This window comes from Tsukamurella ocularis, assembly GCF_024807615.1.
GTDB lineage: Bacteria > Actinomycetota > Actinomycetes > Mycobacteriales > Mycobacteriaceae > Tsukamurella > Tsukamurella ocularis.
The window spans coordinates 235195-258391 of sequence record NZ_JANUCJ010000002.1 but is presented as its reverse complement, the minus strand read 5'-3'; the positions used below and the strand labels follow the sequence as shown (position 1 = coordinate 258391).

The window sequence follows — 23197 nt, the reverse complement described above, 5'->3', positions numbered from 1 at the left end:
CGCTCGTGAACCCGCGGATCGTCGGGTTGGCCTCGTACCTGCCCGAGAACCGGGTACCCGCCGAGTACTTCCGGGAGTTCGCCGACGCCGACAGTCGCACGCTCACCTCGAACCCGATGTTCGCGCCGCCCGCGTACCGGCACCATGCGGCGGCGGGGGAGTCGAACGTCGACCTGATGTGCGCGGCGATCGACCGGCTCCGGGAGCAGGTCGGGGACGAGGCCCTGCAGGCCGATGTGGTGCTGAGCCACTCGCAGTTGCCGGACCTGCCGGTCGTTGGCTGCGGTGGCGACGTCGTGCGCCGGCTCGGCACCCGGCCCTCGCTGGTCCTGGACATCCACAACGGCGGCTGCGCCGCCTTCCTGCTCATGCTGCAGCTCGCGCGCACGATGTTCACCGCGGGGACCGCGCGGTCGGCGCTGCTGCTCACCGCGACCAACGCGGCCGGGAACGTCTTCACCCAGGACCGGGTCCGGAACCTGCCGCAGGCCGCCATCCCGGGCGACGGTGCCGCCGCCGCGCTCGTCGTCGCCGACCCGCAGGCGGGTGGGCTGGAGGTCCGGGAGGTGATCTGCGCGCAGCACAGCGAGTACGCGGGCGACATGACCGCCGCCGTCGAGCCGCCGCGCAAGTACTGGGAGGCCGGCGAGGGGCAGCTGCACGTGGGCTTCACCGAGGCCAAGATCGCGAAGGTCCTCGCCCGGGGCAACCGGCTCGTGCCGGAGGTCGCGCTCGCCGCCGCGGCTGCGGGAGGCCTGCGCGGCCCCGACGTCGGGCACCTCGTGACCAATCAGCCCAACCGGACGTTCCTGCGTAATTGGCGCGAGGCCCTCGAGCTCCCGCCGGAGCGGCACCCCGACACCTTCGACGAGTGCGGCAACCTCTTCGCGGTCGGCGTCCCGCACACCTTCGCCATCGCCCGCGCGGACGGGCGGATCGGCGCAGGGGAGGACGTGGTCCTCGCGGCCTTCGCGCACGCCGGCGACTTCGCAGCCGGGGCGCTGTTGCGCACCTAGTCGTTCCGGGCCACCCGTTCCGGGCTAAGTGGGGAGGCCCAGGCGGCCGCCGAGCCAGTCGAGTTCCGCCGTCAGGCCGCCGGACCACACAGTGAAGTCGTGCCCGCCCCGGATCCATCGGGTGCGCACCGTCATTCCGGCTCCCGCGGCGGCGAGGGCCACCCGCTTCGCGGCTGCGGTCGACGCGGGGTCTTCCGTGCCGGCCACGAGCACGCCCGCACTGTCGGGGAAGCGCCGCAGCGACAGCTGGGTGAGCGGATCCGCCCGCGCGTACGCGCCGCGATCGCCGGCGAAGGCGTCCCGGACGGTGGCCTCGCGCCCGCCGCCCAAGTCCGGCTCCGCGTCGGGCGAGAGTGCCAGGAAGGTCCGGAAGACCTCCGGGAACCGGGTCGCCAGCTGCAGCGCGCAGGTGCCGCCGTAGGAGTAGCCGCCGACCGCCCACGCCTGCGGGGCAGCATCCACTGCCAGATTCTGGCGCACCCATGCGGGCACGTCCTCGGCGAGATAGGTCGCTGCCCGAGCGCGCCGGGTGTCGGCGCAGAGCGGGTTCGCGAACTGCCCGCCCGTCGCGTCCGGCACCACCACGACGGGCGCGACGCCGCCCCGCCGCTGCGCATAGGAGTCCATCGTCCGGGCCAGCTTCCCGCCTGAGAACCAGTCCCGCGGCGAGCCCGGCTGCCCGTGCAGGAGCATGAGCACCGGCAGCCGCTCGCGCGCACCGGACAGGTACGCCGGCGGCAGGTAGACCAGCGCCTGGCGGGCCGCGAACCGGGAGCGCGTGGGCGGCACCGTCGCCCGCACGACCACGCCGCGCTCGGCGGTCGCGCCGGGGGAGGGACGAGGCACCGTCGCCGGGTAGTCGACGGGCAGCAGGTCCTCCACCGACGGGTACGCCGAGTACAGCGAGTTCACCTGGCCGGCGCCCATCAGGACCACCAGGCCGACCGCCGCGGTGCTCAGCGCCGTGGACCGCCACGACGGTGCCCGGACCACCCGCACCCCGGCGAGCAGCAGGGCCAGCACACCGAGGGCGATCCACAGCAGCACCAGCGGGTCGAGGCGGTCAGGGAAGGGCTTCCACACGAACTCGACCAGGTAGTCCACGAACGCTGTCGCAGCGAGCGCGGCGGCCACGCAGACAAGGACGGTGCGCGTTGACCCGCCGCGACGGGTCGCGGAGATCAGGCCGGCGAGCGCAGCCGCTCCGGTGAGGAGCAGGAGGAGCGGTACGGGACCTGCCGTGAGCTGCAGGTTCCGCAGGGGATTCACCGGCCGCACTCCCGTCCTCGCACGCGTCCAGAATAGGTGCGCCCGATAAGACGGACCTGTGGGAAAGGGCGGCATTCCCGGCGTTCTACTCTGTGAGCCATGACACTCTCGGACGCCGCCGCGCACCAGGACATCACGACCGTCGAGGTCCCCACCCACTGGTACAACCTGGCCGCGGAACTGGACACGCCCATCCCACCGCACCTGCACCCCGGCACCAAGGAGCCCGTGCAGCCCGAGGACCTGGCGCCGCTGTTCGCGTCGGGCCTCATCGCGCAGGAGGCGTCCACCGAGGCCTACCACGAGATCCCGGAGCCGGTCCGCGAGATTCTCGCGATGTGGCGCCCGTCGCCGCTGATTAGGGCCCGGAAGTTCGAGCAGGCGCTCGGCACCACGTGCCGCATCTACGTCAAGTACGAGGGCGTGAGTCCCGTCGGCTCGCACAAGACGAATTCGGCCGTCGCGCAGGCGTACTACAACTCGGTGGACGGCGTGACGAAGCTGACCACCGAGACCGGCGCCGGCCAGTGGGGCAGCGCCCTCTCCTTCGCCGGTGCCCAGTTCGGCATCGACGTCGAGGTGTGGCAGGTGCGCGCCTCCTACGACTCGAAGCCCTACCGCGGCCACCTCATGCGCACCTACGGCGGCACTGTGCACCCGAGCCCGTCGGAGCTCACCGAGTCCGGCCACGCGATGCTGGCGAAGGATCCGAACACCACTGGCAGTCTCGGCATGGCCGTCTCGGAGGCCGTCGAGGTTGCCGCCCAGGATCCCGACGCCCGGTACGCGCTGGGAAGCGTCCTCAACCACGTGGTGCTGCACCAGTCGGTGATCGGGCTCGAGGCCGTCGACCAGCTGAACCTGCACGAGAAGGGCGCCGAGGTCGTCTTCGGCTGCGCCGGAGGCGGTTCCAACCTCGCGGGCCTCGCCTTCCCGTTCCTCCGGGAGAAGATCCACGGAAGGCAGGACCCGCGCATCGTCGCCGCCGAGCCCGTGGCGTGCCCGTCGATCACGAAGGGCGAGTACCGCTACGACCACGGCGACGTCGCCGGCCTCACTCCGCTGCTGAAGATGCACACCCTGGGGATGGACTTCGTCCCGGACCCGATCCACGCCGGCGGCCTGCGCTATCACGGGATGTCGCCGGCGCTCAGCCACACCGTGGAGCTGGGCCTCGTGGAGGGTATCGCGATCGAGCAGAACGACGCCTTCGCCGCGGGCGTGCTGTTCGCGCGGACGCAGGGCATCGTCCCCGCCCCGGAGTCGACGCATGCGATCGCTGCGGCCGCGGATTACGCGCGGGAGCACTCCGACGAGGTGCTCGTCATTGGTCTCTCGGGCCACGGCCAGCTCGACCTGCCCGCCTACGCGGAGTACCTCGCGGGCGGCCTGGCCTGACTGCGCTCAACTACGCCCCCGGGGTCTCCGGGGGCGCGGCGGGCGAGCCCAGCGACCGGCGGATCTCGTCAAGCTTCGCCTTCGCCGCCTTTTCCCGCTCCTCGAAGGCGCGGACGGCGTCCTGCCCGGCGGAGGTGCCGTGCGCGAGCTCCTCGGCGCCGAGCGCGGTGGTCGTGCGGCGCTCGATCTTCTCCCGCACGTGGTCGAAGGTGGGAACGCCGGCGGTGGTGTAGCCGGTGACCTGCTCGTACGACGGTGCGACGGGCCCGCTCGGCGGAAGGTCGACGATCTCCGCCTCGATGGGCTCCGAGGCGGGGGAAGCCGGGTCGGTGACGGCCGGGTCCGTGGGCGTGGGCTCGGGGGCCGAGGGCTGCGGGGGGTCGCCGGGGTGCGTCATGCCCCCAGCGTAGCGCCGGTCGACGGACACACGGACTCGTCGACCGTGAGGGTTAGGCGCCGTCGCCTTGCGGTGTTGCCCACTGCTGCAGGTGGTCGACGTCCAACGCTCGGGACCACAGGAAGCCCTGCGCGAAGTGGGCGCCGGCGGCGGCGAGCGCTGTGGACTCGGCGGGGCACTCGACGCCCTCGGCGATGACGTCGAGATCGAGGGCCCGGGCCATGGCGACCGCGGCGTCCAGCATCGCCTCGAGCTGTGGGTCGTCGTGGCCGGTCGAGGCTGTGACCACGGATCGGTCGATCTTCACCAGCGCGAGGTTCAGGTCCCGCAGTTGTGCCAGGCTCGACCAGCCGGTGCCGAAGTCGTCGAGCGCGATTCGGATGCCGAGTTCGATGAGCCGGTGCGTGGCCGCCAGCACGTGGCGCTCCGGGACGACCCTCTCGTTGATCTCGAGGATCAGCCGCGCGGGATCGAGGCCGCTGCGGTTCAGGGCGCTCTCGACGGCGTACGGCAACTGAGGGTCGGCGAGGTCCTCCGAGGTGAGATTCACCGAGACCCACCCGAGCTCCGGTGCGGCGGCGAAATCGGCGCACGCGCGATCGAGCACGATCCGCGCCAAATGGGGGAGCATCCCGAGCGCCTCCAGATGTGGGAGAAAGCCCGACGGGGCCAGCTCGTCACCGTCGGGGCCGGGCACCCGCGACAGGGCCTCCGCGCCCACCATTGCGCCGGTCGCGAGGTCCACCACCGGTTGGTAGCGGACGATGACCTCGCCGCGGTCGATCATCGAGCGGACGTGAGTAGCCAGCGCTACTCGTTCCTGCTGGGGGACCTGCAGGCCGACAGAGTGCTGGACGATTCGGTTCCGGCCGTCGCGCTTGGCCTGCAACAACGCCAGGTCCCCGTCGATGAGCAGTTGCGTGATGCCGTCGTCCGTCGCGCCCGATTCGACCAGACCGATCGAACAGGTGACGGTGAGCTGCAGGCCGTCGACCTCTACGGGTTTCGCCATCGCCGCCCGGACCCGCTCCGCCCAGTCCGGCGTCCGGCGCGCGGCGTCCACGCGCGGCCGCAGCACCACGAATTCGTCGCCACCGAGGCGTGCGACCAGGTCGGTGGGGAGGCTCGCGGACTGCAGCCGCCGGGCGACGACCTGCAGTACCTGATCGCCGAGCTTGTGCCCGAGCGAGTCGTTGATCCGCTTGAAGGAGTCGAGGTCGATCCAGAGGACGGCGAGGGTGCCGCCGTCGGCCCGTCTCTGCTCGACGACTTGCGCGGCGCGTTCGATGAAGCCGACCCGGCCGAGCAGGCCCGTGAGGTCGTCGTGGTCCGCCCGCCACCGCAGGCGGCGGTTGAGCTCCCGGATCTCCGACTCGGCGCGCCGGCGGTCGGTGATGTCGGTGTGGGTACCGATGAGGCGGATCGGCAGACCGTCGGGCCCCGTCTCCATTGCGCGCCCGCGGTCGTGGATCCACAACCATCCGCCATCCTTGGTCCGCATCCGGTGTTCGAGCGAGAACTCCGCGGCCCTCCCGTGCAAGACTTCCTGGACGATGAGCCACGATTGTTCGTAGTCGTCGGGGTGAACGCGGGAGGACCAGTCCTCGACCGTCGTGCCCACGTCCTCGGCCGAGTAGCCGAGCGTCGCCTTCCACTGCTGCGAGTAGAAAACGGTGCCCGAGGGGACGTCCCAGTCCCAGATGCCGTCGCCGGCGCCGTCGATCGCGAACTGCCACCGGGCTTCTGCATGCCGCAGCAGCGCCTGATCCCGCCGCGCGGCGGTGATGTCGCGTGAGATGCCGATGAGGCCGACGATCTCGCCGGCGGAGTTTCGGTAGGGCGCCTTGTTGGACAGATAGGTCCGTAGTTGGCCGTCGACCTCGGGGTACTCCTCGACCTCGTTGCCGATGCCGGTCTCCATGATCGCGCGGTCCGTCGCCATCAGCGTCTCCGCGATTGCGGGGAAGACGACCGTGTCGTCGTTTCCGATCGCGGGGGTGGGCGGGATACCCGCGACTTCCGCGACCCCGTAGTTGATGTACTGGTAACGCCCCTGCCTGTCCTTGATGTAGACGAGGTCGGGCGCGGCGTCGATGACAGCCTGCAGGAGGCCCGCGACCCGCTCCGAGTGATTCGCCGACTCGACCACGCGCTCCTCGAGCCGGCGTTGAGCATCGCTCATCGCTCGGACGGAGGCGACGCGCTCGGAGATATCGCGCGCCAGGCCGGCGATGTACTTGCGACCACCGACCTCGCGGACGAAGAGGTGCGCCTCCACAGGGAAGGTGCTCCCGTCCTTGCGACGATGCATCGCGGGCAGCACGAAGGACTGTCCGGCCAGCGCAATGCCCCAGCTGCGGCGGGCCTCGTCGACGGTGACCTGCGCGATGTCGAGGGCGTTCATGCGGAGGAGCTCGGCCCGGGTGTAGCCCGTGCTGGTGCAGGCTGCCTCGTTGACCTCGACCAGGCGGCCACCCTCGTCGTGGACGAAGAATCCGTCGATGGAGTGGTCGATGAACGCGCGCGCGATGTCGACTTCGTCCGGGGAGCCGTCCAGCGCGTCCCCGACTTCGTCGCTCACTGCGCCGTCGGGCCGGCGCCGGCCCGGATCTGCCCGATGACGCGCTGCACCTCGAGTCCGCGACGTACGTCCAATGGGTGAGCAGTGCTAGTCGCGATCGCGGTGAGGAACTCGTCGAGGAGCACGCGGAAGCACTCGGTCGACGAGGTGTCGCGGCGCTCGAGTACGGCCGTGCCCCGCGTGGAATGCGCGGACACGCGCATCACCGTCGGGAGCACCGGCGTGCGGAGCGACAGTGAGACGGTCGAGGCGCCGCCGCCGACGTGTGCGAGCTGCGCGGTCCAGGTGTCGCTCCCGGCGTCGTATCGAGCGGCGTCCACACCGGTGATCGGGCCGGCGACAGCGTCGAGCAGATCCAGGACATGCGGCCCTACGTCGAACAGCGCTCCCTGCTCCTGACGCCATGTGGAGGCCGCGAACTTCCCGGCGAGCGCGGCTCCGGAGAGCCACTGTGCTTCGGCAGCCACGGGGACCAGCTCGGCGGCGCGAGAGAGGAACTCTCTGGTCTCCGGTGCGAACCGCCGGGTGAAGGCGACGATCGACCGGACATCCGCGGCGGCCACCGTCTCCGCGAGTTCCGTCGCCGACGGCAGGTCCAATGCGATCGGCTTGTCGAGGACGAGATGCTTGCCTGCGCGGGCCGCCTCTGCGGCGAGGGGAGCCTGGACGTCCGGCGGTACAGCGAAGGCGACGGCATCGACGGCATCGAACAACGCGGCGGGGCTGTCGAAGGTTCGGGGGAACACCTCGGCGGCGGCGCCGGGGTCGCGGGCCCAACCGCCGACGAAGTCGACACCCGGGTGCGCAGCGAGCGCCGGGGCATGGGTTTCCCGCGCCCAGGGACCCGCTCCGACCAGACCGATGCGCACTGTCACTCGCCAGAGTCTGCCATGGTGACTTCCCGACTGGCCACAGAGCGGTGACGACCGCGCGCCGGGTGGTATTGCCCTCGTCTGCGAAGCGGCAGACGTGGACGAACCACCCGGCGCCGGGTGCAGTGCGGGGAGGCCGATCAGGCGCGCACCAGAGCGGTCTTCGCCTCGGCGATGAAGCGCTCGACGTCGGCCTCCGTGTGGAAGTCGAGGATCGGCGCGGGCTCGGAGAGCAGCCCGAACAACGCGGCGCCCACCGCATCGTCGGCGACTGCGCCGGCGAACAGCAGGCCCGCGGCGAAGGCGTAGTCCGGGTCGCCCAGGAACAGGCGGGTGACCTCGGCCGCAGCGTGGCCGCGCTCCTCCCAGTGCCGGTCGAACTGGTCGGTGATCCACTCGGCGGTGAAGTCCGAGCCGCGCGCCTCGATGGCCTTGACGAGCGCCGCGACCTGGATGAGGCCGGTCTGAGCGCCCTGCCCGGCGATCGGGTCGAAGGCGATCGCGGAGTCGCCGAGCGCAAGGACGGGACGGCCGCCGCGGGTGTGGCCGACGCCCTGGCGGACCGTCGGGGTCACGGCGCCGCGAAGCCATGAGTGCTTGTCCTCGTCGATGACGCGGAGCTTCTCGATGTCGGGGAGGTCGTCGGGGAAGTAGTCGCGGTAGACGCTGACCACCACCTCGAGGGCGCTCTGCGCGTCGGTCACCTCGCCGAACCTCTGCACCCAGTCGCCGTCGGGCTTGGCGAACCCGAGCACGCTCCACGACGCGCCCGCGTCCTTGTGCCAGTAGGGGCCGATCCAGATCTCTCCCTGGTCGGTGTGCAGGTTGAAGACATTGTGCTTCCCGGCGCCGTGCCCGCGCGCGGTGAAGACATCGTCGCCGTGGCCGAGCCCGGTGAAGGCGGCGGCCAGCAGGTGGCGCTGCGGGGCGCGATAGAGGGTGCGTGCCTCATCGACGGGGAACAGGCCGGACAAGCCGCCCTTGCCGGTGGAGACCAGCGTGAGGTCGTGCGCTCCGGCGATGTTATCGAGGTTCTCGGGAGTGACGGTCTCGACGTGGAAGTTCCCGCCGGCCTGCTCGAACAGGCGGATCCGGTCGTGCGCGCGCAAGCGCACGTCGATCCCGGCGGCGGTGTAGGTGAAGTCCGGGTCGAAGGCGAGCACCTGCTCGAGCGCACCCGGCGCCCCGGTGTTGAGACGGGTGTTCATGCCGGTCGAGAGCGGGGCGTCGGGGTAGAGCTCCTCGACGAGCGTGTGGTCGACGTCCCGGGAGTGCCCGAAGAGGACGGCGGTGCCGGTCGCGGGGACCTCGTCGCGCAGCTGCTCCGCGGTGCGGTCGCTGTAGAGGTCGACGGGGTGGCCGGCGCGGGCGAGGACGAGCGCGGCGGTGGCTCCCACCACTCCGGCGCCGATGATGGCGATGCGTGCCTGGGTCATGGTCGTGCCTTTCGGTGGTCGGACATGGGGGTGGGACTAGGAGGTGGAGGCGGTGCGGGCGCCCGCGTTCCAGGCGTAGGGCAGATCGGCGCCGTTGAGCAGGAGGTCACCGATGGCGCGGGCCTTCTGGATCGCGGGGTTGTGCACCGCGAGGGTGCGGGCGTTGCGCCAGTGCCGGTCGAGGCGCAGGTCGGCGTCGACGATCGACGCACCGCCCACCTCGAACAGCTCGGTGGTCGCCTTGAGGACGGTGTCGATGACGGCGAGCTGCGCGTGCGCGGCGGCCAACTCGGCCTCCGGCACCAGGTCCTCGTGCACCCGACGGTCCGCCAGGGCGTCGTCGAGCACGTCGGCGACGGCGAGCACGGACTGCTTCGCCGACCACGCGGCGCTGGACAGGCGGCCGATCACCTGCTGCACGAGCGGATCGTGGCGCTGCAGGTCGGCTGCGGCGTGCGAGAACGTGCGGGTGCGGGCCTGCACCCAGGCGACAGTGTCGTCGGTGGCGCGCTGCGCGATCCCGGCGAGGCCCGCGAGCTGTACCAACTGCAGGTAGGAGGTCGCGTACGTGGCGCCCGGCGCGCCGTAGCCGGGGCCGAGCAGCCGGTCTGCGGGGACGGCGACATCGGTGAAGACGGTGGTGCCGCTCGCGGTGAGGCGCTGCCCGAAGCCGTTCCAGTCGTCGACCCGCTCGACACCCGGCGCGTCCGCGTCGACGAGGACGCCGACGCGCTCACCGTCGAGGTCGGCGGCCACCAGGATCTGGTCGGCGTAGAGCGAGCCGGTCGAGTAGAACTTGGTGCCGGTGAGGCGGTAGCCGCCGTCGGGGGCCGCGGTCAATGTCGTGGCGTAGCCGCCGACCGACCCGGCGCCGGGCTCGGTGATCGCGTTCCCGACGACCGTGCCGTCGGCCGCGGCACGCAGCCACGCATCGCCCGCGGGAGTGTTCGCGAGCCGCTGGTCCTCGACGAAGTTCACGTGCACGCGCAGCGCCTGCGGGATGTTGGAGTCGGCAGCCGCCAGGTTGATGAGCTGGCGGAAGAACTGTCGTAGCGTCACGCCGCCGCCGCCGAGCTCCTGCGGCACGCGCAGGGCGGTGAAACCCGCCTCCTTGAGCTGTGCGATCGGCTCGTGGACGAGCTCGCGGTCGCGCTCGCGGGCGACGGCGCCCTCCGCGATCCGGGTGTACACGGGGCCGAGATTCGCGTCGAGCTCGGCGTCGGTCTTCGGGGGCGTCAGCGAAGTGGTCATGGCCGACAACTGTGGTCTGCGAACGATCTGCTGACGAGGGTTCGCCGCGCCGTGAACGTATTCCGGCAGGGGCCAGCGCCGCGGTGGCCTAGGTTCGACGAATGGTATGTCGTCTCGTGCACGCGATCTCCCTGTCCGCCGCTGGAACCGTCGTCGTCGCCGGAGCCCTGGTCGGGGCTCCCGCCGTCGCCGCGGGCCCGTCGACTGTCCCGACCGCCGAGGAACGTCTCTACGATGCGGGGAAGGTGCCGGGCAGCCTCGTCGCCTCCGCGGGCCTTGAGCGGTATCCCCGCGAGCTGACCCGCGCGCTGGCGCGGGCACGGACCGTCGACGACGCGGAACGCGCGGCCGAGCAGTCGTCCCGGGCCGTGTGGCGCGCGGCCGTGCAGCGCGTGCAGAGCGGCACGGACGGGTTCACGGCCGACGACCGCCCGCTGTACTGGACTCGGCTCGCCATGATCCGCGCCGTGCGCGACTGGCGGCCGGGGTTCGCCGTGCCGGATGCGCGCCGTGCCGTGATCGTGACCGCCATCGACGAGGTCTCGCGCGGCCAGCGGCGCGCACCGTCGGGCAGGACGGTGCTGGTCACCGGGTTCGACCCCTTCCGCCTGACCCGGGACATCCGGCAGGGCAACCCTTCCGGCGCGATCGCACTGGCCCTCGACGGCACCCGGATCGACACTCCGAGCGGGCCGGTGACCGTGGTCGCGATGACCTTCCCGGTGCGTTGGCGGGACTTCGGCGCAGGGATGGTGGAGCGCGCTGTGACCCCGTTCCTCCAGCCGGGACCGTCGCGCTCGGTGGGCTTCACGACCGTGAGCCAGGGCCGACCGGGCAGATTCGATCTGGAGGCGATCAACGGCGTGTGGCGTGGCGGCGCGGTGGACAACGAGGCGGCCTGCTTCCGCGGCGAGGCACCGGTGGCCGGGGTCGCGCCGCAGTGGACCCGCAGCACGCTGCCGATGCGCGCCGTCGGTGCGGCGGCGCGGGGCCGCTATCCCGTGGTCCGCAACTCCGAGATCGCCTACGCCACCGAGACGAATCCGCCGGTCTCGACGACGTGCGGCCTGCCTGCGCTCGACGCGACCACGACGACCGGCGAGCCGCCGGTGGGCGCACTCGCGCGGCAGGGTGCGGGCGGGGACTACCTCTCCAACGAGATCGGCTACCGCGTCACTCTCGTGCGCGACCGGCTCGCCGCTCCTGTGCCCGGCGGGCACCTGCACACCCCCGTGCTCGACGGGCTGCCCGCGGACCGGAGCGTCGTCGACTCGGCGCAGTACCGGGCGAATCTGGCAGCGATCGTGGCTCAGGCGCGGTCCGTGGTGGCGGTGGTGGCCCGCGGCGAGCGCGGCTGACCCACGTATCCGGGCGTTTCGCGCCCGATTCCGCCCCGCGATGCGATAGAACCTGTTACAACTAGAACAGGTTCTGTTGAGCTGAATGGCTTCGCAGGTCAGGAACAGGAGTGCGCATGAAGTTCAACCTCGCCGATGTCTTCGAGGCGGTCGTCGACGCGGTTCCGGAACGGATCCTTCTGAGTTTCGAGGGTGACCAGACCTCGTATGCGGAGATGGATGGGCAAGCGAACCAGGTGGCACACCTGTTCGCTGCGAACGGTATCGGCGCGTACGACCACGTCGCGCTGTTCCTCAAGAACAGTGTGGAGCACGTGCAATCGCTGTTGGGGCTCATCAAGATTCGCGCGGTGCCAGTCAACGTCAACTACCGGTACACCGCGACCGAGCTCGAGTACATCTTCACCAACTCCGACGCGCGCGGGATCATCGTGGAGCTGCCGGAGCATCAGCGCACGCTCGCCGGACTGATCCCGGCGCTGCCCGAACTGCGGACCGTGTTCGTCATCGGTGAGGCCGATCCGGCCCTCACCGCCGCGGTCGACGGTGCCGACGGCGTCGCGCTGGTGCCCTTCGCCGAGGCCGCGGAGCAGTCCGTGGAGCGCGACTTCGGGGAGCGCACCGGCGAGGAGCACTACATCATCTACACCGGCGGCACCACCGGCTACCCGAAGGGGGTCGTGTGGCAGCACGACGACTTCTTCCGCAAGCCGCTGTCGGCGGGCGTGCCCTACGGCGGCGAGCCGCGGCAGAACCTCGACGAGGTGGGCGAAGGGGCGAAACAGTTCCCGCCGCTGGCCTTCCTCGTGGCCGCCCCGCTCATGCACGGCGCCGCCGCGTACTCCCTGTTCACGTTCTTCGTGCTCGGCTCGCGGATCATTCTCGAGCGGGACTTCAAGGCCGAGCAGATCGTGCGGAACATCAAGCGCGACCAGACGCAGACGATCCTCATCGTCGGTGACGCCATGGGCATCCCGCTGGTCGAGGAGATGGAGAAGCAGAAGGACACCGCGGACTTCTCGTCGCTGTTCTCGATCACCTCCGGTGGCGCGATCTGGTCGAAGCACGTGCGCGACCGGATGGCTGCGATCAAGCCGGAGCTGATCCTGCGCGACAACTTCGGTGCCTCCGAGTCGGGCAACGACGGCGTGATGACGCTGGACGAGAACGGCAATCTGCACGCGCCCCCGACCGACAAGATGATGGTGGTCGACGAGTCTTTCGAGCAGATCACTGAGACCGGGCAGGTGGGGCTCATCGCCCGCGTCGGCAACGTGCCGCTGGGCTACTACAACGATCCCGAGAAGTCGGCGCGCACCTTCCCGACGCTGCCCGACGGCCGGCGGATCTCGGTGCTCGGCGACATGGGCTATCCGGCCGAGGACGGCGGCATCGTCTTCCTCGGGCGCGGTAGCCAGTGCATCAACACGGGTGGCGAGAAGGTCTATGCCGAGGAGGTCGAGGCCACCCTGCACGGGCATCCCGCGATCGCGGACGCGCTCGTCGTGCCCGTGCCGGACGCCCGTTACGGGCAGCGCGTGGCGGCGGTGGTCTCCGTCGCTGCGGGCCAGGATCGGCCGTCGATCGAGGACGTGCAGACCTTCGCGCGCAACGAACTCGCCGGTTACAAGGTGCCCCGTACGATCGTCTTCGTCGACGAGGTCAAGCGCACCCCGGCCGGCAAGGCGGACTACCGCTGGGCGAAATCGACGGCAGAGGACGCCGCCCAGGAGGCCTCGGAGGAGCAGCCGGCCTAGGCCTGCGTCGCCCGCAGCCCGTTCATCGCGACTCGACCCAGGCCAGGTACGCGGCGCCGCGGGGGGAGAGCTCGTAGCCGACCTCGTGGCTGATCGTCAGGCCCATGCCCTTGAGCTTGCGGATGTCCGCCTTCATGGGCAGCAGCTCCACGCGGCGCTCGGCCGCGAGCTCCTTGGAGACGACGTGCGGGTGGTCGCGGATCCACAGCAGGATGTCGCGGGTCCAGGGCCCGGTCTCGCGGGCGTCCAGCCGCGCCAGGCGCTTCGCGATGGCCGCGAGTTCGGCATCGTCCGGAAGTTCCTCGCGCAGGGCGAGCCGCGGGTCCTCGCCCGCCCATTCGAGGTGGACCCGGTATACGTGCTCGCCGCCGCGGGCCGACCGCTCCCGGCGGGGCGCATCCGGATTGCGGGGTGTGAGCAGCTTCCGGAGGGCCGCAGCGTCCTTGGCGCCCGCCGCCCGCGCTGCGCGGTCGGAGATCTTCTCGACGTCCGGAACGCGGGTGACGCGGGTGAACCGCAGCAGGCCCGCGGGCGTCAGCTGGGTACCGCCGACCTTCACCCGCGGGGTGTCCCAGCGGCGGTACTGCGTGGTGATGCGGCCGTCGCGGACGCCCTCGGCGATCGCCTTCGGAATGAGCATGGCTTCAGTCTGCGCGTTGCGTGACCACGTCGCGACAGATCTCCATGTGTCCGGTGTGCTGGGTGAGCTCGCGGAGCATGTGGGTCAGCACCCACTCCGGCGTCGCAGTGGCGGCGTTGCGCCGGGTGGTGCCGGTAGCCCCGGGATTGCGGATCCCGGTGGCGGCCACGGCGGCCCACCGCGGCAGGTCGTCACGCAGCCTCGCCACGATCGCCCGCGCCCGGTCGACGGTGCCGGTCGCGTGGAACTCGGAGGACCGGTCGCGCGGGATGTCCTCGCCGGCCATGAGCGAGCCGCCCCAGTAGCCCAGCGCCCCGCCGACGTGCGTGACGAGGGCGAACACCGAGTTCACCCCGGGGACCGGCGGAACGGCGTTGACGGTCGTGTCGTCGAGGTCGCCGAGCACGCGGTCGATCGTGTCCAGGGTCTCCGCGGCGACGTCGAGGAACGCCGCGATCTGCGCCTCAGTCGCGGCCACGGGCCAGCCCTGCGATCGAGTCGAGGAGGTCGTCGAAGAAGGCCGCCTGATCGGTGGCGACGGCGACCTGTGCCGTGTCGGGGCGGTTCCACGCGCCGTGCACGTCCGCGACCGTCGTGCCGCGGGTCAGCGAACCGGTGAGCTCCACGTCCACGGGATAAGCGCGGGTCTCCGCGATCGACGGGTCCAGCGCAACGGCCGCGGCGAACGGGTCGTGCATGTGCGCGATGTAGCCGAGGTCGTGGTCGCGGTGGAACTCGAAGTAGAACCGCACGGCGTCCGATGTGGCCCGGACCACGGGATTGCTCGCGGCCGACCGCGTCCCGTCGGCGTCCTCGGGGGCGAGGCACTCGGCCGGGGCGCTCCCGGCGGCGTCGGCGAGCCGCAGCAGGTGGTCCGGGGTGAGCTCGATGGTCTCGGTGAGGTCGAGCGGGCACAGGATCGGCAGCGGGGTGCCAGTGCCGTCGAGTTCGCCGTAGGCGCGCAGCACCTCCCACAGCGATTCGGGATCGACGGCGACGTTCCACTCCGAGGTGGGGGTCGTGTTGCCGGGGTGCCAGAAGACGCCGCCCATGATGACGAGGCGGCGCAGGCGGTTGAGGATCCCCGGGTCGTCGCGCAGGGCGAGCGCGAGGTTGGTACACGGCCCGGTCACGAGGGCGACGACCTCGCCCGGGTGGGCGCGGGTCAGGTCGGACCAGGCCTGCGGCCCCGAGATCTCCGACGGTCCGCGGCCAGGCGTCGGCAGCTCGGCGTAGCCGACGCCGAAGGGGCCGTGGGTCTCCTCGGTGGTCATCAGCGGCGTCGACAGCGGCGCGTCGGAGCCGGGGAAGACCTCGATGTCGGTGCGGCCCAGCAGCTCCAGCCAGCCCAGGTTGTTCTCCACGACCTGCGGCGCGGGCACGTTGCCGGCCGTCGAGACGATGCCGAGCAGGTTGACACCGGGCTTGCTCAGCAGGTACAGCAGGGCAAGGGAGTCGTCGACACCCGTGTCGCAGTCGAACAGGACCTTCGTTTCCGCCACAGGGGAACCCTAGCGCCCGACGCCGACATCGATCACCGGAGCGGCGGGGCGGCCCGTCACCAGGGCGAGGGCTTGTAGTCCTTGAGGAAGCAGCCGTAGAGGTCGACGCCGTTCTCGCCCTGCACGATCGGGTCGTAGACGCGGGCGGCACCGTCGACCAGGTCGAGCGGGGCCCGGAAGCCCTCGTCGGCGAGGCGCATCTTGGTGTGGTGCGGACGCTCGTCGGTGATCCAGCCCGTGTCGACGGCAGTCATGAGGATGCCGTCCTGCTCGAGCATCTCGCCGCTGGAGGTGCGGGTGAGCATGTTCAGGGCTGCCTTTGCCATGTTGGTGTGCGGGTGGCCGGGGCCCTTGTAGCCGCGGCCGAACTGGCCCTCCATGGCCGAGACGTTCACGACGTACTTGCGCCGCGCGGGCGACGCGGCCAGCGCGGGGCGCAGCTTCGAGATGAGGATGAACGGCGCCACGGAGTTGCACAGCTGCACCTCGAGCAGTTCGAGGGGCTCGACCTCCTCGACGGTCTGCACCCACGAGTTGGTGTGCACGAGGTCGGGCAGCAGCCCGCCGGCGTCGATGGCAGTGCCGTCCTCGATCCGCGCGGCCGACGATGAGCCGCCGCGCAGCGCCAGCGCGGTGAGGGCCGCGGGGTCGAGGGCGGCCAGATCCCCGGAGACCCCGCCGGTGTGCCCGTCGAGGGCCTCCGTGAGGGCGGCGGGGTGCGCGGAGCTCGCCCGCCCGAAACGGATGATCCGGTTCGCGAGCTCGGGCGGTACGTCGCCCGCCTCGGATTCGACCAGCGCCGAGTAGGCGCCGGGGGAGCGGCGCACCGTCTGCGCGGCGTTGTTGATGATGATGTCGAGCGGGCCCCGGGCTGCGACGGCGTCCGCCAGGGCGCTCACCTGCGACGGGTCGCGCAGGTCGATCCCCACGATGTGCAGCCGGTCGAGCCACTCGGCGCTGTCGGCGAGGGCGGCGAAGCGGCGGGCCGCGTCCGTGGGGAAGCGGGTGGTGATGGTGAGGTCGGCACCGTCGCGCAGCAGGCGTAGCGCGATGTACATGCCGATCTTGGCGCGCCCGCCCGTGAGCAGCGCGCGGCGGCCGGTGAGGTCGGTCGTGGCGTCGCGCTTGGCGTGGCTGAAGGCGGCGCACTCCGGGCAGAGCTGGTGGTAGAAGGCGTCGATCCGCGTGTAGGGCTGCTTGCAGATGTAGCAGCTCTGCGGGCGCAGCAGCTCGCCCGCGCTGTCGCCGACGGTGGGCGTGGTCAGCAGGATCCCGGCCGTCTCGTCGTCGATGCGTTCGGCGTTGCCGGTGGCGGTGCGTTCGAGGACGTCGCGGTCGGCGTCCTTGACCTTGGCGCGGGCGGACTTGCGCCGCTCGCGCTTGAGCAGCTTGAACATGTGCCCGACGGCGCGCTGCACCTCGACGGACTGTGGATCGCGGTCGTCGAGGTATGCGGCGGCCTCAAGCACGCGGTGGAACGCGGCGAGGTCTTCCGCAGAGATCGGGGCGGTGGTATCGGGCATGCGGACGATTGTCCCTCATCGCCCGAGGGGCACCGTCGCCTCGTGTGCCGTGAGGTAGACAACGACCGCGTCCTCGAACCAGCGGATGTCCGTGATCGTCAGCGCGTCGACCGCCGCCGGCACGATCCGGGCCCGCAGCGCGGTGATCCACGAGTCGATCGCCCAGGCGATGGGGATCGGTACCGGCACGACGCTGATCGGCATCGACAGGTCCGTGGCGCGCAACGCGACCCGGCCGTCCCGAACCGACACCGCCACGACGACCCGCACGTCCACGCCGAGGCCGAAGGCGACGGGCAGCGCGACGGTGACCGACACCGAGCGGCGGCGCGGGAGCAGCGTGAGGGAACGGACCACGATCGCCGCGTCGTCGGACTCCTCGCGGGCGGTGTCCACGAGGTGCCACATCCAGGACAGTCGCAGCTCGGCGGTCACATCGAGGGATCCGATGGTCACCGCCTCGTCTCCCGGCACCACGTCCGTCGCGTCGGCGGCGAGCACGAGGGCCCGCGGGTCGGCCGCGGCGTGGTGGGTGTCGACGTGCATCCGCGGGATCCGACGGTGCCGTGCGAGCGGCACCAGGATCGGGCGGGAGCCGAGGGTGACCGTCGGCACGGTGCCGAGCGGGTCGGTGGCGGCGCGGCGGATCTCCGAGCGGACCCGGGCGCGGGCCCAGGCCTCCGCGGCGAACAGGGCGAGAGCGAGGAGCAGCACGATCGCGATCGCGGCCACGACAGACACCGGCATCTGGACTCTCTCCCTCGTACGGGGTCATTATGCGTGGCCCGCCGCCGGCGTGGTCGGCGGCAGGTGCACGCTTGCGCCGCGCACGCCCGGGCGGTCGTGATCTACTCGACCGATGGCGATGATCCAGATCTGCGTGATGGGAGTATCCGGCTCGGGGAAGTCGACGGTAGGCGCCGAATTGGCCTCCCGCCTAGGCCGGAGCTTCGCCGACGGCGACGATTTCCACAGTGAAGCGAACCGCGCGAAAATGGGCGCGGGGCAGCCGCTGACCGACGAGGACCGGTGGCCATGGCTGGCCACGATCGGCGCCTACCTCAGGGACGAGATGATCGCGGGGCGCCCCACCGTCGTGGCCTGTTCCGCGCTCAAGCGGGCGTACCGGGACCGGATCCGCGCCGCGGGCGCTTCCGTCTACTTCGTCTTCCTCACGGGCAACGAGGAACTGCTGCAGGAGCGCATGAGCAGCCGCGCGGGGCACTTCATGAAGGCGGGCATGCTCGCTTCGCAGCTCGAGATCCTCGAGCCGCTGGACCCCGACGAGTTCGGGGTCACGGTCAACGTGTCCGGCGACATCCCCGACATCGTGCACGAGGCCCTCGCCGATTTCGCGGCGACGGAGGTCCCGGGCATCGCCTGATCAGCTCACGAATTCGACTGCTCGTGGGTCGGAGGTGTTCCTGACCACCTCCGGCGCATGGAACGTCGACATCGCGAGGCAGCCCGGTCAGTCGCGGGTGGCGATCGCGGCGGTGAGGCCCCCGACGGCGAGCACCGCAGCACCGCGCTGAGCGTCAGGGCCGGCGCAGCGCGCCGGAGAACATCATCGACTTGTACGGGTGGCCGACCGCGGTGTTCCACTGCGACACGACGAGTCGAGCGGACTCCAGTGTCGAGCCGGGGACGAGGTAGCCGCCGTAGAGCTGGGCGACCCGGCCCGCCGCGTGGTCCTCGTCCTGCCAGGACGAGCCCTGCAGCAGCGTCACCGGATCGGACCACGTCCCGTCGATCCGGTCGGCGAAGCGCGCGGCGATCCGGTACCCGGCGGCGTCGAAGTAGGTCAGCACCCAGGTGCCCTCCACCAACGATAGCGAGAGCTCGCCGTAGCCCTGGCCGAGCACGAGGTCCGTCGGCGGGTTGCCCCACGCCCAGCCAGTGTCCTGCCGCCAGCCCCAGGACTCCCATTCGACGTTGAGGCCCTTACGGAGGGTGCCGAGGGTCTCGGTCCGCATGCGGTGCAGCCGCAGGCCCTTGTCGCGCGTAAGGCCGCCTGTGGAGATGTTGTAGGTGTATCCGTCGGGGGCGGGGCACAGCGCCCACATGCACCAGGCGCCGTCCGCGTGGCCGGCGTTGTACTGAGCGACCTCCCGCCAGGTCGCGGCACCGTCGTCGCTGCGCCACAGGCCCGTCTGCACGACGGTGTCGAGGCTCTGCATCGTCATTGTGTGCAGGTACAGGACTTGGTCGACCCGGACGCACGAGGTGGGCAGGATCGTCGTGAATCGGCCGGTGTCGTGCGAGTAGTCGAGCAACTGCCGTGCCCGGTCGGGATCGGGGCCGGCGGGACGGCTCATGACGCCGTTGCGGTCGCCGAACAGGCCGACGGGGGAGCGCCACTCGCCTGCGCCGATGCTCAGCCCCTCGAAGGTGTCCCCGAAGACGTAGAGCACCTCGTCGCCGAAGCGGCACGCGATGCCCAGATCGGTGCCGCCGACACCGAACCGGGTGACGGGTGTGATATCGCGGAGCTTGCGGAGGCGGGTGGGCTCGATCGACCTGGGCACATCCTTCAGCCTGCCAGACGGGGCCCCGTCGCGCGGCGCTCAGGCGGCGGGGGACAGGTTCGGGGGAAGTGTTCCGAATGTCCGGTACGCCGCGGAATCCGTCGCGATCAGGCGCGAACAAGAGCACCATGAACGGCATGGAAACGTTCACGGGACGCGAACTGTACGAGGCCTTCCACGCGGACTACGACGCCGTCACCGATCGCGATGCGCGGATCTTCGACGCGGAGGGCCGGTTGCTGGCGGCGGGGCGCCTGTCGGGACTCCGGCTCGACGAATCGGGCGGCACCGAGACGGTCGAGTACAGCTTCCTGTCGCTGCACGACGACGTCGTATGGGCGCCGACGCACCGCATCGAGCTGGCGCCGCAGCCCGTGCAGTAAAACGCGAAAACCCCGGCCGTGGCCGGGGTTTTCATCGTTGTGCGCGGAGGGGGACTTGAACCCCCACGTCCATTAGTAGGACACTAGCACCTCAAGCTAGCGCGTCTGCCATTCCGCCACCCGCGCTGGGAAGCTCGTTAACCGTAATCCACGCGGGCCCGGGAAACCAAATCGGCACGTCGGGGGCGCCGTGGGCGCGACGAAGTCATCGCCCGTCCGTGGTACTCATATGGGTGTGGCTACTGCAGTGAACGCGCTCGACGAGGTCGTCGAGACCGTGAGCGCCCTGATCCGATTCGACACCTCCAACACCGGTGAGCTCGAGACCACCAAGGGCGAGGCCGAGTGCGCCCGCTGGGTCCAGGCGCAGCTGGAGGAGGTCGGATACGAGACCGTGTACGTCGAGTCCGGGCAGCCCGGCCGCGGCAACGTCTTCGCCACGCTCAAGGGCGCGAACCCGAAGCGGGGCACGCTGCTCGTGCACGGCCACCTCGACGTGGTGCCCGCGGAGCCCGCCGACTGGAGCGTGCACCCGTTCTCGGGCGCCGTCGAGGACGGCTACGTGTGGGGCCGCGGCGCGGTCGATATGAAGGACATGTGCGGCATCATGCTCGCGCTCGCGCGCCAGCTGAAGTCGATGGGCACCGTCCCGCCCCGCGACATCACGTTCGCCTTCCTCGCGGACGAGGAGGCCGGCGGCACCTGGGGCTCGCACTGGTTGGTCAAGCACCGTCCCGAGCTGTTCGCGGGCGTCACGGAGGCGGTCGGCGAAGTCGGCGGCTTCTCGCTGACCGTCGACACCCCGTCGGGCGACAAGCGGCGCCTGTACCTGGTCGAGTCGGCCGAGAAGAGCCTCGGCTGGATGCGGCTGACGGCGAAGGCCCGGGCCGGCCACGGTTCCTTCGTGCACGAGGACAACGCGGTGACGGTGCTCGCCGAGGCGGTCGCGCGGTTGGGGCGGCACAAGTTCCCCCTGGTCCTCACAGACACCGTGGTCCAGTTCCTGCGCGTCCTCGACCGGGAGTCCACCATCGACATCGACGTGGACGGCCCGGACCTCGAGGGGCAGCTCGCCAAGATCGGTGGCCTCGCCCGCATCGTCGGGGCCACGCTGCGCGACACCGCGAACCCGACGATGCTGCGCGCGGGCTACAAGGCGAACGTCATCCCGCAGAGTGCGGAGGCCGTTGTCGACTGCCGCGTCCTCCCCGGGCGGCAGGCCGCCTTCGAGAAGGAGCTCGACGACATCCTGGGGCCCGACATCGAGCGGGAATGGATCACCAAGCTCGAGCCCTACGAGACCCAGTTCGACGGTGCCCTCGTCGACGCCATGAACGACGCGATCCTCGCGTTCGACGCCGACGGCCGGACGGTGCCGTACATGCTGTCGGGAGGGACCGACGCGAAGGCCTTCGCCAAGCTCGGGATCCGCTGCTTCGGCTTCGCGCCGCTGCGGCTCCCCGAGGAGCTGGACTTCGCGGCGCTGTTCCACGGGGTCGACGAGCGGGTGCCCGTTGACGCTCTGACGTTCGGTACACAGGTCTTCGAGCACTTCCTGATGAACTCCTAGAGATCCGCGCACCACGAGAGGAATCGCCATGACTTCGTTCGATCCGTACGCGGGGCTGCCCGCCCTGCCGGCGCTGACCGTCACGTCCGAGAGCATCGTCGACGGGGCCGAGCTCCCCGTGGCGCACCGCAGCGGCATCATGGGCGCGGGCGGCGAGGACGTCTCGCCCCAGCTCTCCTGGAGCGGCGCGCCCGCGGGCACCAAGTCCTACGCCGTGACCTGCTACGACCCCGACGCCCCGACGGCCTCCGGGTTCTGGCACTGGGCGGTCGCGAACATCCCCGCCTCCGTGACGTCCCTCGCCGCCGGCGCGGGCGACGGTGCGCCGGGCTCGCTCCCGGAGGGCGCGTTGACGCTCAACAACGACGCGAGCCTGCCGCGCTACATCGGTGCCGCGCCGCCCGCCGGGCACGGCCCGCACCGGTACATCTTCGTCGTGCACGCGCTCGGCGTGGAGAAGCTGGACCTGCCCGCCACGGCGACGCCCGCCTACCTGGGCTTCAACCTGTTCGGTGCCGCCATCGCCCGTGGCTCCATCACCGCCACCTACGCGCAGGTCTGATCCGTTCGCGAAGGCCGCGCGCCCGGGAATCCCCGGGCGCGGCCTTCGTCGTGCGTGAGGGGCGTCAGCGATCGACGCCGACGGCCTCCGAGATCGAGGAGAAGCCGTCGGCGCGCAGGCGTGCGGCCAGCTCCTTGTGCACGGACCGGGTCCAGGCGGGCCCGCCGTAGATGAACTGCGTGTACACCTGCACCAGCGAGGCGCCGGCGCGGATGCGCTCGTAGACCTCGTCGGCGGTCTCGATCCCGCCGACTGAGATCAGCACCAGGTCGTCGCCCACGCGGGCGGAGAGGCGCCGCAGGACCTCCAGCGAGCGCGCCTTGACGGGCCGGCCGGAGAGGCCGCCCGCGCCCATGGCCTCGACCTCGGCGTCCGGCGTCGCCAGGCCCGCGCGGCTGATCGTGGTGTTGGTCGCGACGATGCCCGCGAGGCCGAGCTCCTTCGCGAGGTCGGCGACGGCGTCGACGTCCTCGTCGGCGAGGTCGGGCGCGATCTTCACCAGCACCGGCACGGTGACTGTGTCGACGACGGCCTGCAGCACAGGGCGCAGCGATGCGGTGGCCTGGAGATCGCGCAGGCCCGGGGTATTGGGGGAGGAGACGTTGACCACGATGAAGTCGGCCAGCGGTCCGAGCAGCATGGCGCTGATCCGGTAGTCGTCGGCCGCGCCCTCGAGCGGGGTGACCTTGGTCTTGCCGATGTTCGCGCCGATCGGCACCGCGGTGGGCCCGGCGTCGCGCTTGCGCAACTCGTTCGCGGCGGCGCCGGCGCCGTAGTTGTTGAAGCCCATGCGGTTGATCAGTGCACGATCGGCGGGGAGCCGGAACAGACGGGGCGTCGGGTTGCCGGGCTGCGCGTGTGCGGTGACGGTGCCGATCTCGGCGAAGCCGAAGCCGAGCGCGCCCCAGCCGTTGACGGCGCGGGCGTTCTTGTCGAAGCCTGCGGCCAGGCCGATGGGCGCGGGGAAGCGTACGCCGAAGACGGTCTGCTCGAGGATCGGATCCCGGTGCGCCAGGCCCCGTCGGATCCCGGCCCGGACGGGCGGGACGGCGGTGGTGCCCCGGATCAGGCCGAAAACCCAGTGGTGGATCCGCTCGGGCGAGACGAGGAACAGCACGTTCAGGAGCGACCGGTAGATCGCCTGGGACATCGCC

21 protein-coding genes and 1 tRNA gene are annotated in these 23197 nt (G+C 71.2%); 8 read left to right on the top strand and 14 right to left on the bottom strand.

Going from position 1 to position 23197, the window contains the following annotated elements; translation table 11 throughout:
- Nucleotides 1-5: 5 nt before the first annotated feature.
- The gene (locus HNP44_RS07295) at nt 6-1016 is read left to right on the top strand and encodes a 3-oxoacyl-ACP synthase III family protein (RefSeq protein WP_374758772.1); all 1011 of its coding nucleotides are present in this window, start codon (nt 6-8) and stop codon (nt 1014-1016) included.
- 24 nt (nt 1017-1040) lie between these two features.
- Here HNP44_RS07295 and HNP44_RS07290 read toward each other — a convergent pair whose 3' ends face one another.
- Nucleotides 1041-2285: an alpha/beta hydrolase gene (locus tag HNP44_RS07290; RefSeq protein WP_259143437.1), complete on the bottom strand. Its 1245-nt coding sequence runs from the start codon at nt 2283-2285 to the stop codon at nt 1041-1043.
- A gap of 99 nt (nt 2286-2384) precedes the next feature.
- Between HNP44_RS07290 and HNP44_RS07285 the strand changes: the two genes are divergently transcribed.
- Entirely contained in the window at nt 2385-3683 is a 1299-nt protein-coding gene (locus tag HNP44_RS07285; RefSeq protein ID WP_259143438.1) for a TrpB-like pyridoxal phosphate-dependent enzyme, read from the top strand.
- Nucleotides 3684-3693: 10 nt separating this feature from the next.
- Here HNP44_RS07285 and HNP44_RS07280 read toward each other — a convergent pair whose 3' ends face one another.
- The 5 genes from HNP44_RS07280 to HNP44_RS07260 all read right to left on the bottom strand — a co-directional run bounded on the left by HNP44_RS07280 (nt 3694) and on the right by HNP44_RS07260 (nt 10220).
- Nucleotides 3694-4080 (bottom strand): hypothetical protein, encoded by a 387-nt coding sequence (locus tag HNP44_RS07280; RefSeq protein WP_259143444.1) that lies wholly within the window; start codon nt 4078-4080, stop codon nt 3694-3696.
- Between the two features lie 52 nt (nt 4081-4132).
- Nucleotides 4133-6661, bottom strand: coding sequence for a sensor domain-containing protein (locus HNP44_RS07275; RefSeq protein ID WP_259143446.1), 2529 nt, complete (start codon nt 6659-6661; stop codon nt 4133-4135).
- Nucleotides 6658-7536 carry a Gfo/Idh/MocA family protein gene (locus HNP44_RS07270; protein WP_259143452.1) on the bottom strand — a complete coding sequence of 293 codons (879 nt, stop codon included), beginning with the start codon at nt 7534-7536 and terminating at the stop codon, nt 6658-6660. The genes HNP44_RS07275 and HNP44_RS07270 overlap by 4 nt, the downstream gene beginning before the upstream one ends.
- A gap of 137 nt (nt 7537-7673) precedes the next feature.
- Entirely contained in the window at nt 7674-8969 is a 1296-nt protein-coding gene (locus HNP44_RS07265; protein ID WP_259143454.1) for a styrene monooxygenase/indole monooxygenase family protein, read from the bottom strand.
- A gap of 36 nt (nt 8970-9005) precedes the next feature.
- The gene (locus tag HNP44_RS07260; protein WP_259143457.1) at nt 9006-10220 is read right to left on the bottom strand and encodes an acyl-CoA dehydrogenase family protein; all 1215 of its coding nucleotides are present in this window, start codon (nt 10218-10220) and stop codon (nt 9006-9008) included.
- 101 nt (nt 10221-10321) lie between these two features.
- Between HNP44_RS07260 and HNP44_RS07255 the strand changes: the two genes are divergently transcribed.
- Together HNP44_RS07255 and HNP44_RS07250 are read left to right on the top strand one after the other, a co-directional pair.
- A complete protein-coding gene (locus HNP44_RS07255) occupies nt 10322-11578 on the top strand; it encodes a hypothetical protein (RefSeq protein ID WP_259143461.1) in 1257 nt (418 codons plus the stop codon).
- A 116-nt stretch (nt 11579-11694) separates the two neighbouring features.
- Nucleotides 11695-13335, top strand: a complete 1641-nt coding sequence (locus HNP44_RS07250) for an AMP-binding protein (RefSeq protein ID WP_259143464.1) — start codon at nt 11695-11697, stop codon at nt 13333-13335.
- Between the two features lie 22 nt (nt 13336-13357).
- Here HNP44_RS07250 and HNP44_RS07245 read toward each other — a convergent pair whose 3' ends face one another.
- From HNP44_RS07245 to HNP44_RS07225, 5 genes are read right to left on the bottom strand one after another with little or no spacing between them, the layout of a single operon-like run.
- Entirely contained in the window at nt 13358-13975 is a 618-nt protein-coding gene (locus HNP44_RS07245; RefSeq protein WP_259143467.1) for an ASCH domain-containing protein, read from the bottom strand.
- 4 nt (nt 13976-13979) lie between these two features.
- A complete protein-coding gene (locus tag HNP44_RS07240; protein ID WP_259143468.1) occupies nt 13980-14453 on the bottom strand; it encodes a DinB family protein in 474 nt (157 codons plus the stop codon).
- A complete protein-coding gene (locus HNP44_RS07235; RefSeq protein ID WP_259143472.1) occupies nt 14440-15477 on the bottom strand; it encodes a nucleoside hydrolase in 1038 nt (345 codons plus the stop codon). The genes HNP44_RS07240 and HNP44_RS07235 overlap by 14 nt, the downstream gene beginning before the upstream one ends.
- Nucleotides 15478-15533: 56 nt before the next feature.
- Entirely contained in the window at nt 15534-17000 is a 1467-nt protein-coding gene (locus tag HNP44_RS07230) for an SDR family NAD(P)-dependent oxidoreductase (RefSeq protein ID WP_259143475.1), read from the bottom strand.
- Between the two features lie 15 nt (nt 17001-17015).
- A complete protein-coding gene (locus HNP44_RS07225) occupies nt 17016-17747 on the bottom strand; it encodes a hypothetical protein (protein WP_259143478.1) in 732 nt (243 codons plus the stop codon).
- Nucleotides 17748-17859: 112 nt separating this feature from the next.
- Here HNP44_RS07225 and HNP44_RS07220 point away from each other — a divergent pair, with 112 nt between their 5' ends.
- Entirely contained in the window at nt 17860-18384 is a 525-nt protein-coding gene (locus HNP44_RS07220; RefSeq protein ID WP_259143480.1) for a gluconokinase, read from the top strand.
- A 154-nt stretch (nt 18385-18538) separates the two neighbouring features.
- Here the strand turns inward: HNP44_RS07220 and HNP44_RS07215 are convergent, their stop codons facing one another.
- Nucleotides 18539-19528: a DUF4185 domain-containing protein gene (locus HNP44_RS07215; RefSeq protein ID WP_259143482.1), complete on the bottom strand. Its 990-nt coding sequence runs from the start codon at nt 19526-19528 to the stop codon at nt 18539-18541.
- Between the two features lie 128 nt (nt 19529-19656).
- On the opposite strand from HNP44_RS07215, the gene HNP44_RS07210 reads away from it, so the two are divergent.
- Nucleotides 19657-19911: a hypothetical protein gene (locus tag HNP44_RS07210; RefSeq protein ID WP_259143483.1), complete on the top strand. Its 255-nt coding sequence runs from the start codon at nt 19657-19659 to the stop codon at nt 19909-19911.
- Between the two features lie 40 nt (nt 19912-19951).
- On the opposite strand, the gene HNP44_RS07205 is transcribed toward HNP44_RS07210, so the two are convergent.
- Nucleotides 19952-20037: transfer RNA gene (locus HNP44_RS07205), tRNA-Leu, on the bottom strand.
- A gap of 103 nt (nt 20038-20140) precedes the next feature.
- Between HNP44_RS07205 and HNP44_RS07200 the strand changes: the two genes are divergently transcribed.
- Nucleotides 20141-21481: a M20/M25/M40 family metallo-hydrolase gene (locus tag HNP44_RS07200; protein ID WP_259143486.1), complete on the top strand. Its 1341-nt coding sequence runs from the start codon at nt 20141-20143 to the stop codon at nt 21479-21481.
- Nucleotides 21482-21509: 28 nt separating this feature from the next.
- On the top strand, nt 21510-22043 hold the full coding sequence (locus HNP44_RS07195; RefSeq protein ID WP_224645181.1) for a YbhB/YbcL family Raf kinase inhibitor-like protein: 534 nt from the start codon (nt 21510-21512) through the stop codon (nt 22041-22043).
- A gap of 64 nt (nt 22044-22107) precedes the next feature.
- Here HNP44_RS07195 and HNP44_RS07190 read toward each other — a convergent pair whose 3' ends face one another.
- Complete coding sequence (locus HNP44_RS07190) at nt 22108-23193, bottom strand: quinone-dependent dihydroorotate dehydrogenase (protein ID WP_374758753.1); 1086 nt, start codon at nt 23191-23193, stop codon at nt 22108-22110.
- Between the last annotated feature and the right edge of the window lie 4 nt (nt 23194-23197).

Excerpts from the sequence above, each read along its gene's own strand:
- HNP44_RS07285 (WP_259143438.1), top strand. The coding sequence starts at position 2,385 with ATGACACTCTCGGACGCCGCCGCGCACCAGGACATCACGACCGTCGAG.
- HNP44_RS07280 (WP_259143444.1), bottom strand. The coding sequence starts at position 4,080 with ATGACGCACCCCGGCGACCCCCCGCAGCCCTCGGCCCCCGAGCCCACG.
- HNP44_RS07265 (WP_259143454.1), bottom strand. The coding sequence starts at position 8,969 with ATGACCCAGGCACGCATCGCCATCATCGGCGCCGGAGTGGTGGGAGCC.
- HNP44_RS07260 (WP_259143457.1), bottom strand. The coding sequence starts at position 10,220 with ATGACCACTTCGCTGACGCCCCCGAAGACCGACGCCGAGCTCGACGCG.
- HNP44_RS07255 (WP_259143461.1), top strand. The coding sequence starts at position 10,322 with ATGGTATGTCGTCTCGTGCACGCGATCTCCCTGTCCGCCGCTGGAACC.
- HNP44_RS07250 (WP_259143464.1), top strand. The coding sequence starts at position 11,695 with ATGAAGTTCAACCTCGCCGATGTCTTCGAGGCGGTCGTCGACGCGGTT.
- HNP44_RS07245 (WP_259143467.1), bottom strand. The coding sequence starts at position 13,975 with ATGCTCATTCCGAAGGCGATCGCCGAGGGCGTCCGCGACGGCCGCATC.
- HNP44_RS07230 (WP_259143475.1), bottom strand. The coding sequence starts at position 17,000 with ATGCCCGATACCACCGCCCCGATCTCTGCGGAAGACCTCGCCGCGTTC.
- HNP44_RS07225 (WP_259143478.1), bottom strand. The coding sequence starts at position 17,747 with ATGCCGGTGTCTGTCGTGGCCGCGATCGCGATCGTGCTGCTCCTCGCT.
- HNP44_RS07220 (WP_259143480.1), top strand. The coding sequence starts at position 17,860 with ATGGCGATGATCCAGATCTGCGTGATGGGAGTATCCGGCTCGGGGAAG.
- HNP44_RS07210 (WP_259143483.1), top strand. The coding sequence starts at position 19,657 with ATGAACGGCATGGAAACGTTCACGGGACGCGAACTGTACGAGGCCTTC.
- HNP44_RS07200 (WP_259143486.1), top strand. The coding sequence starts at position 20,141 with ATGGGTGTGGCTACTGCAGTGAACGCGCTCGACGAGGTCGTCGAGACC.
- HNP44_RS07195 (WP_224645181.1), top strand. The coding sequence starts at position 21,510 with ATGACTTCGTTCGATCCGTACGCGGGGCTGCCCGCCCTGCCGGCGCTG.
- HNP44_RS07190 (WP_374758753.1), bottom strand. The coding sequence starts at position 23,193 with ATGTCCCAGGCGATCTACCGGTCGCTCCTGAACGTGCTGTTCCTCGTC.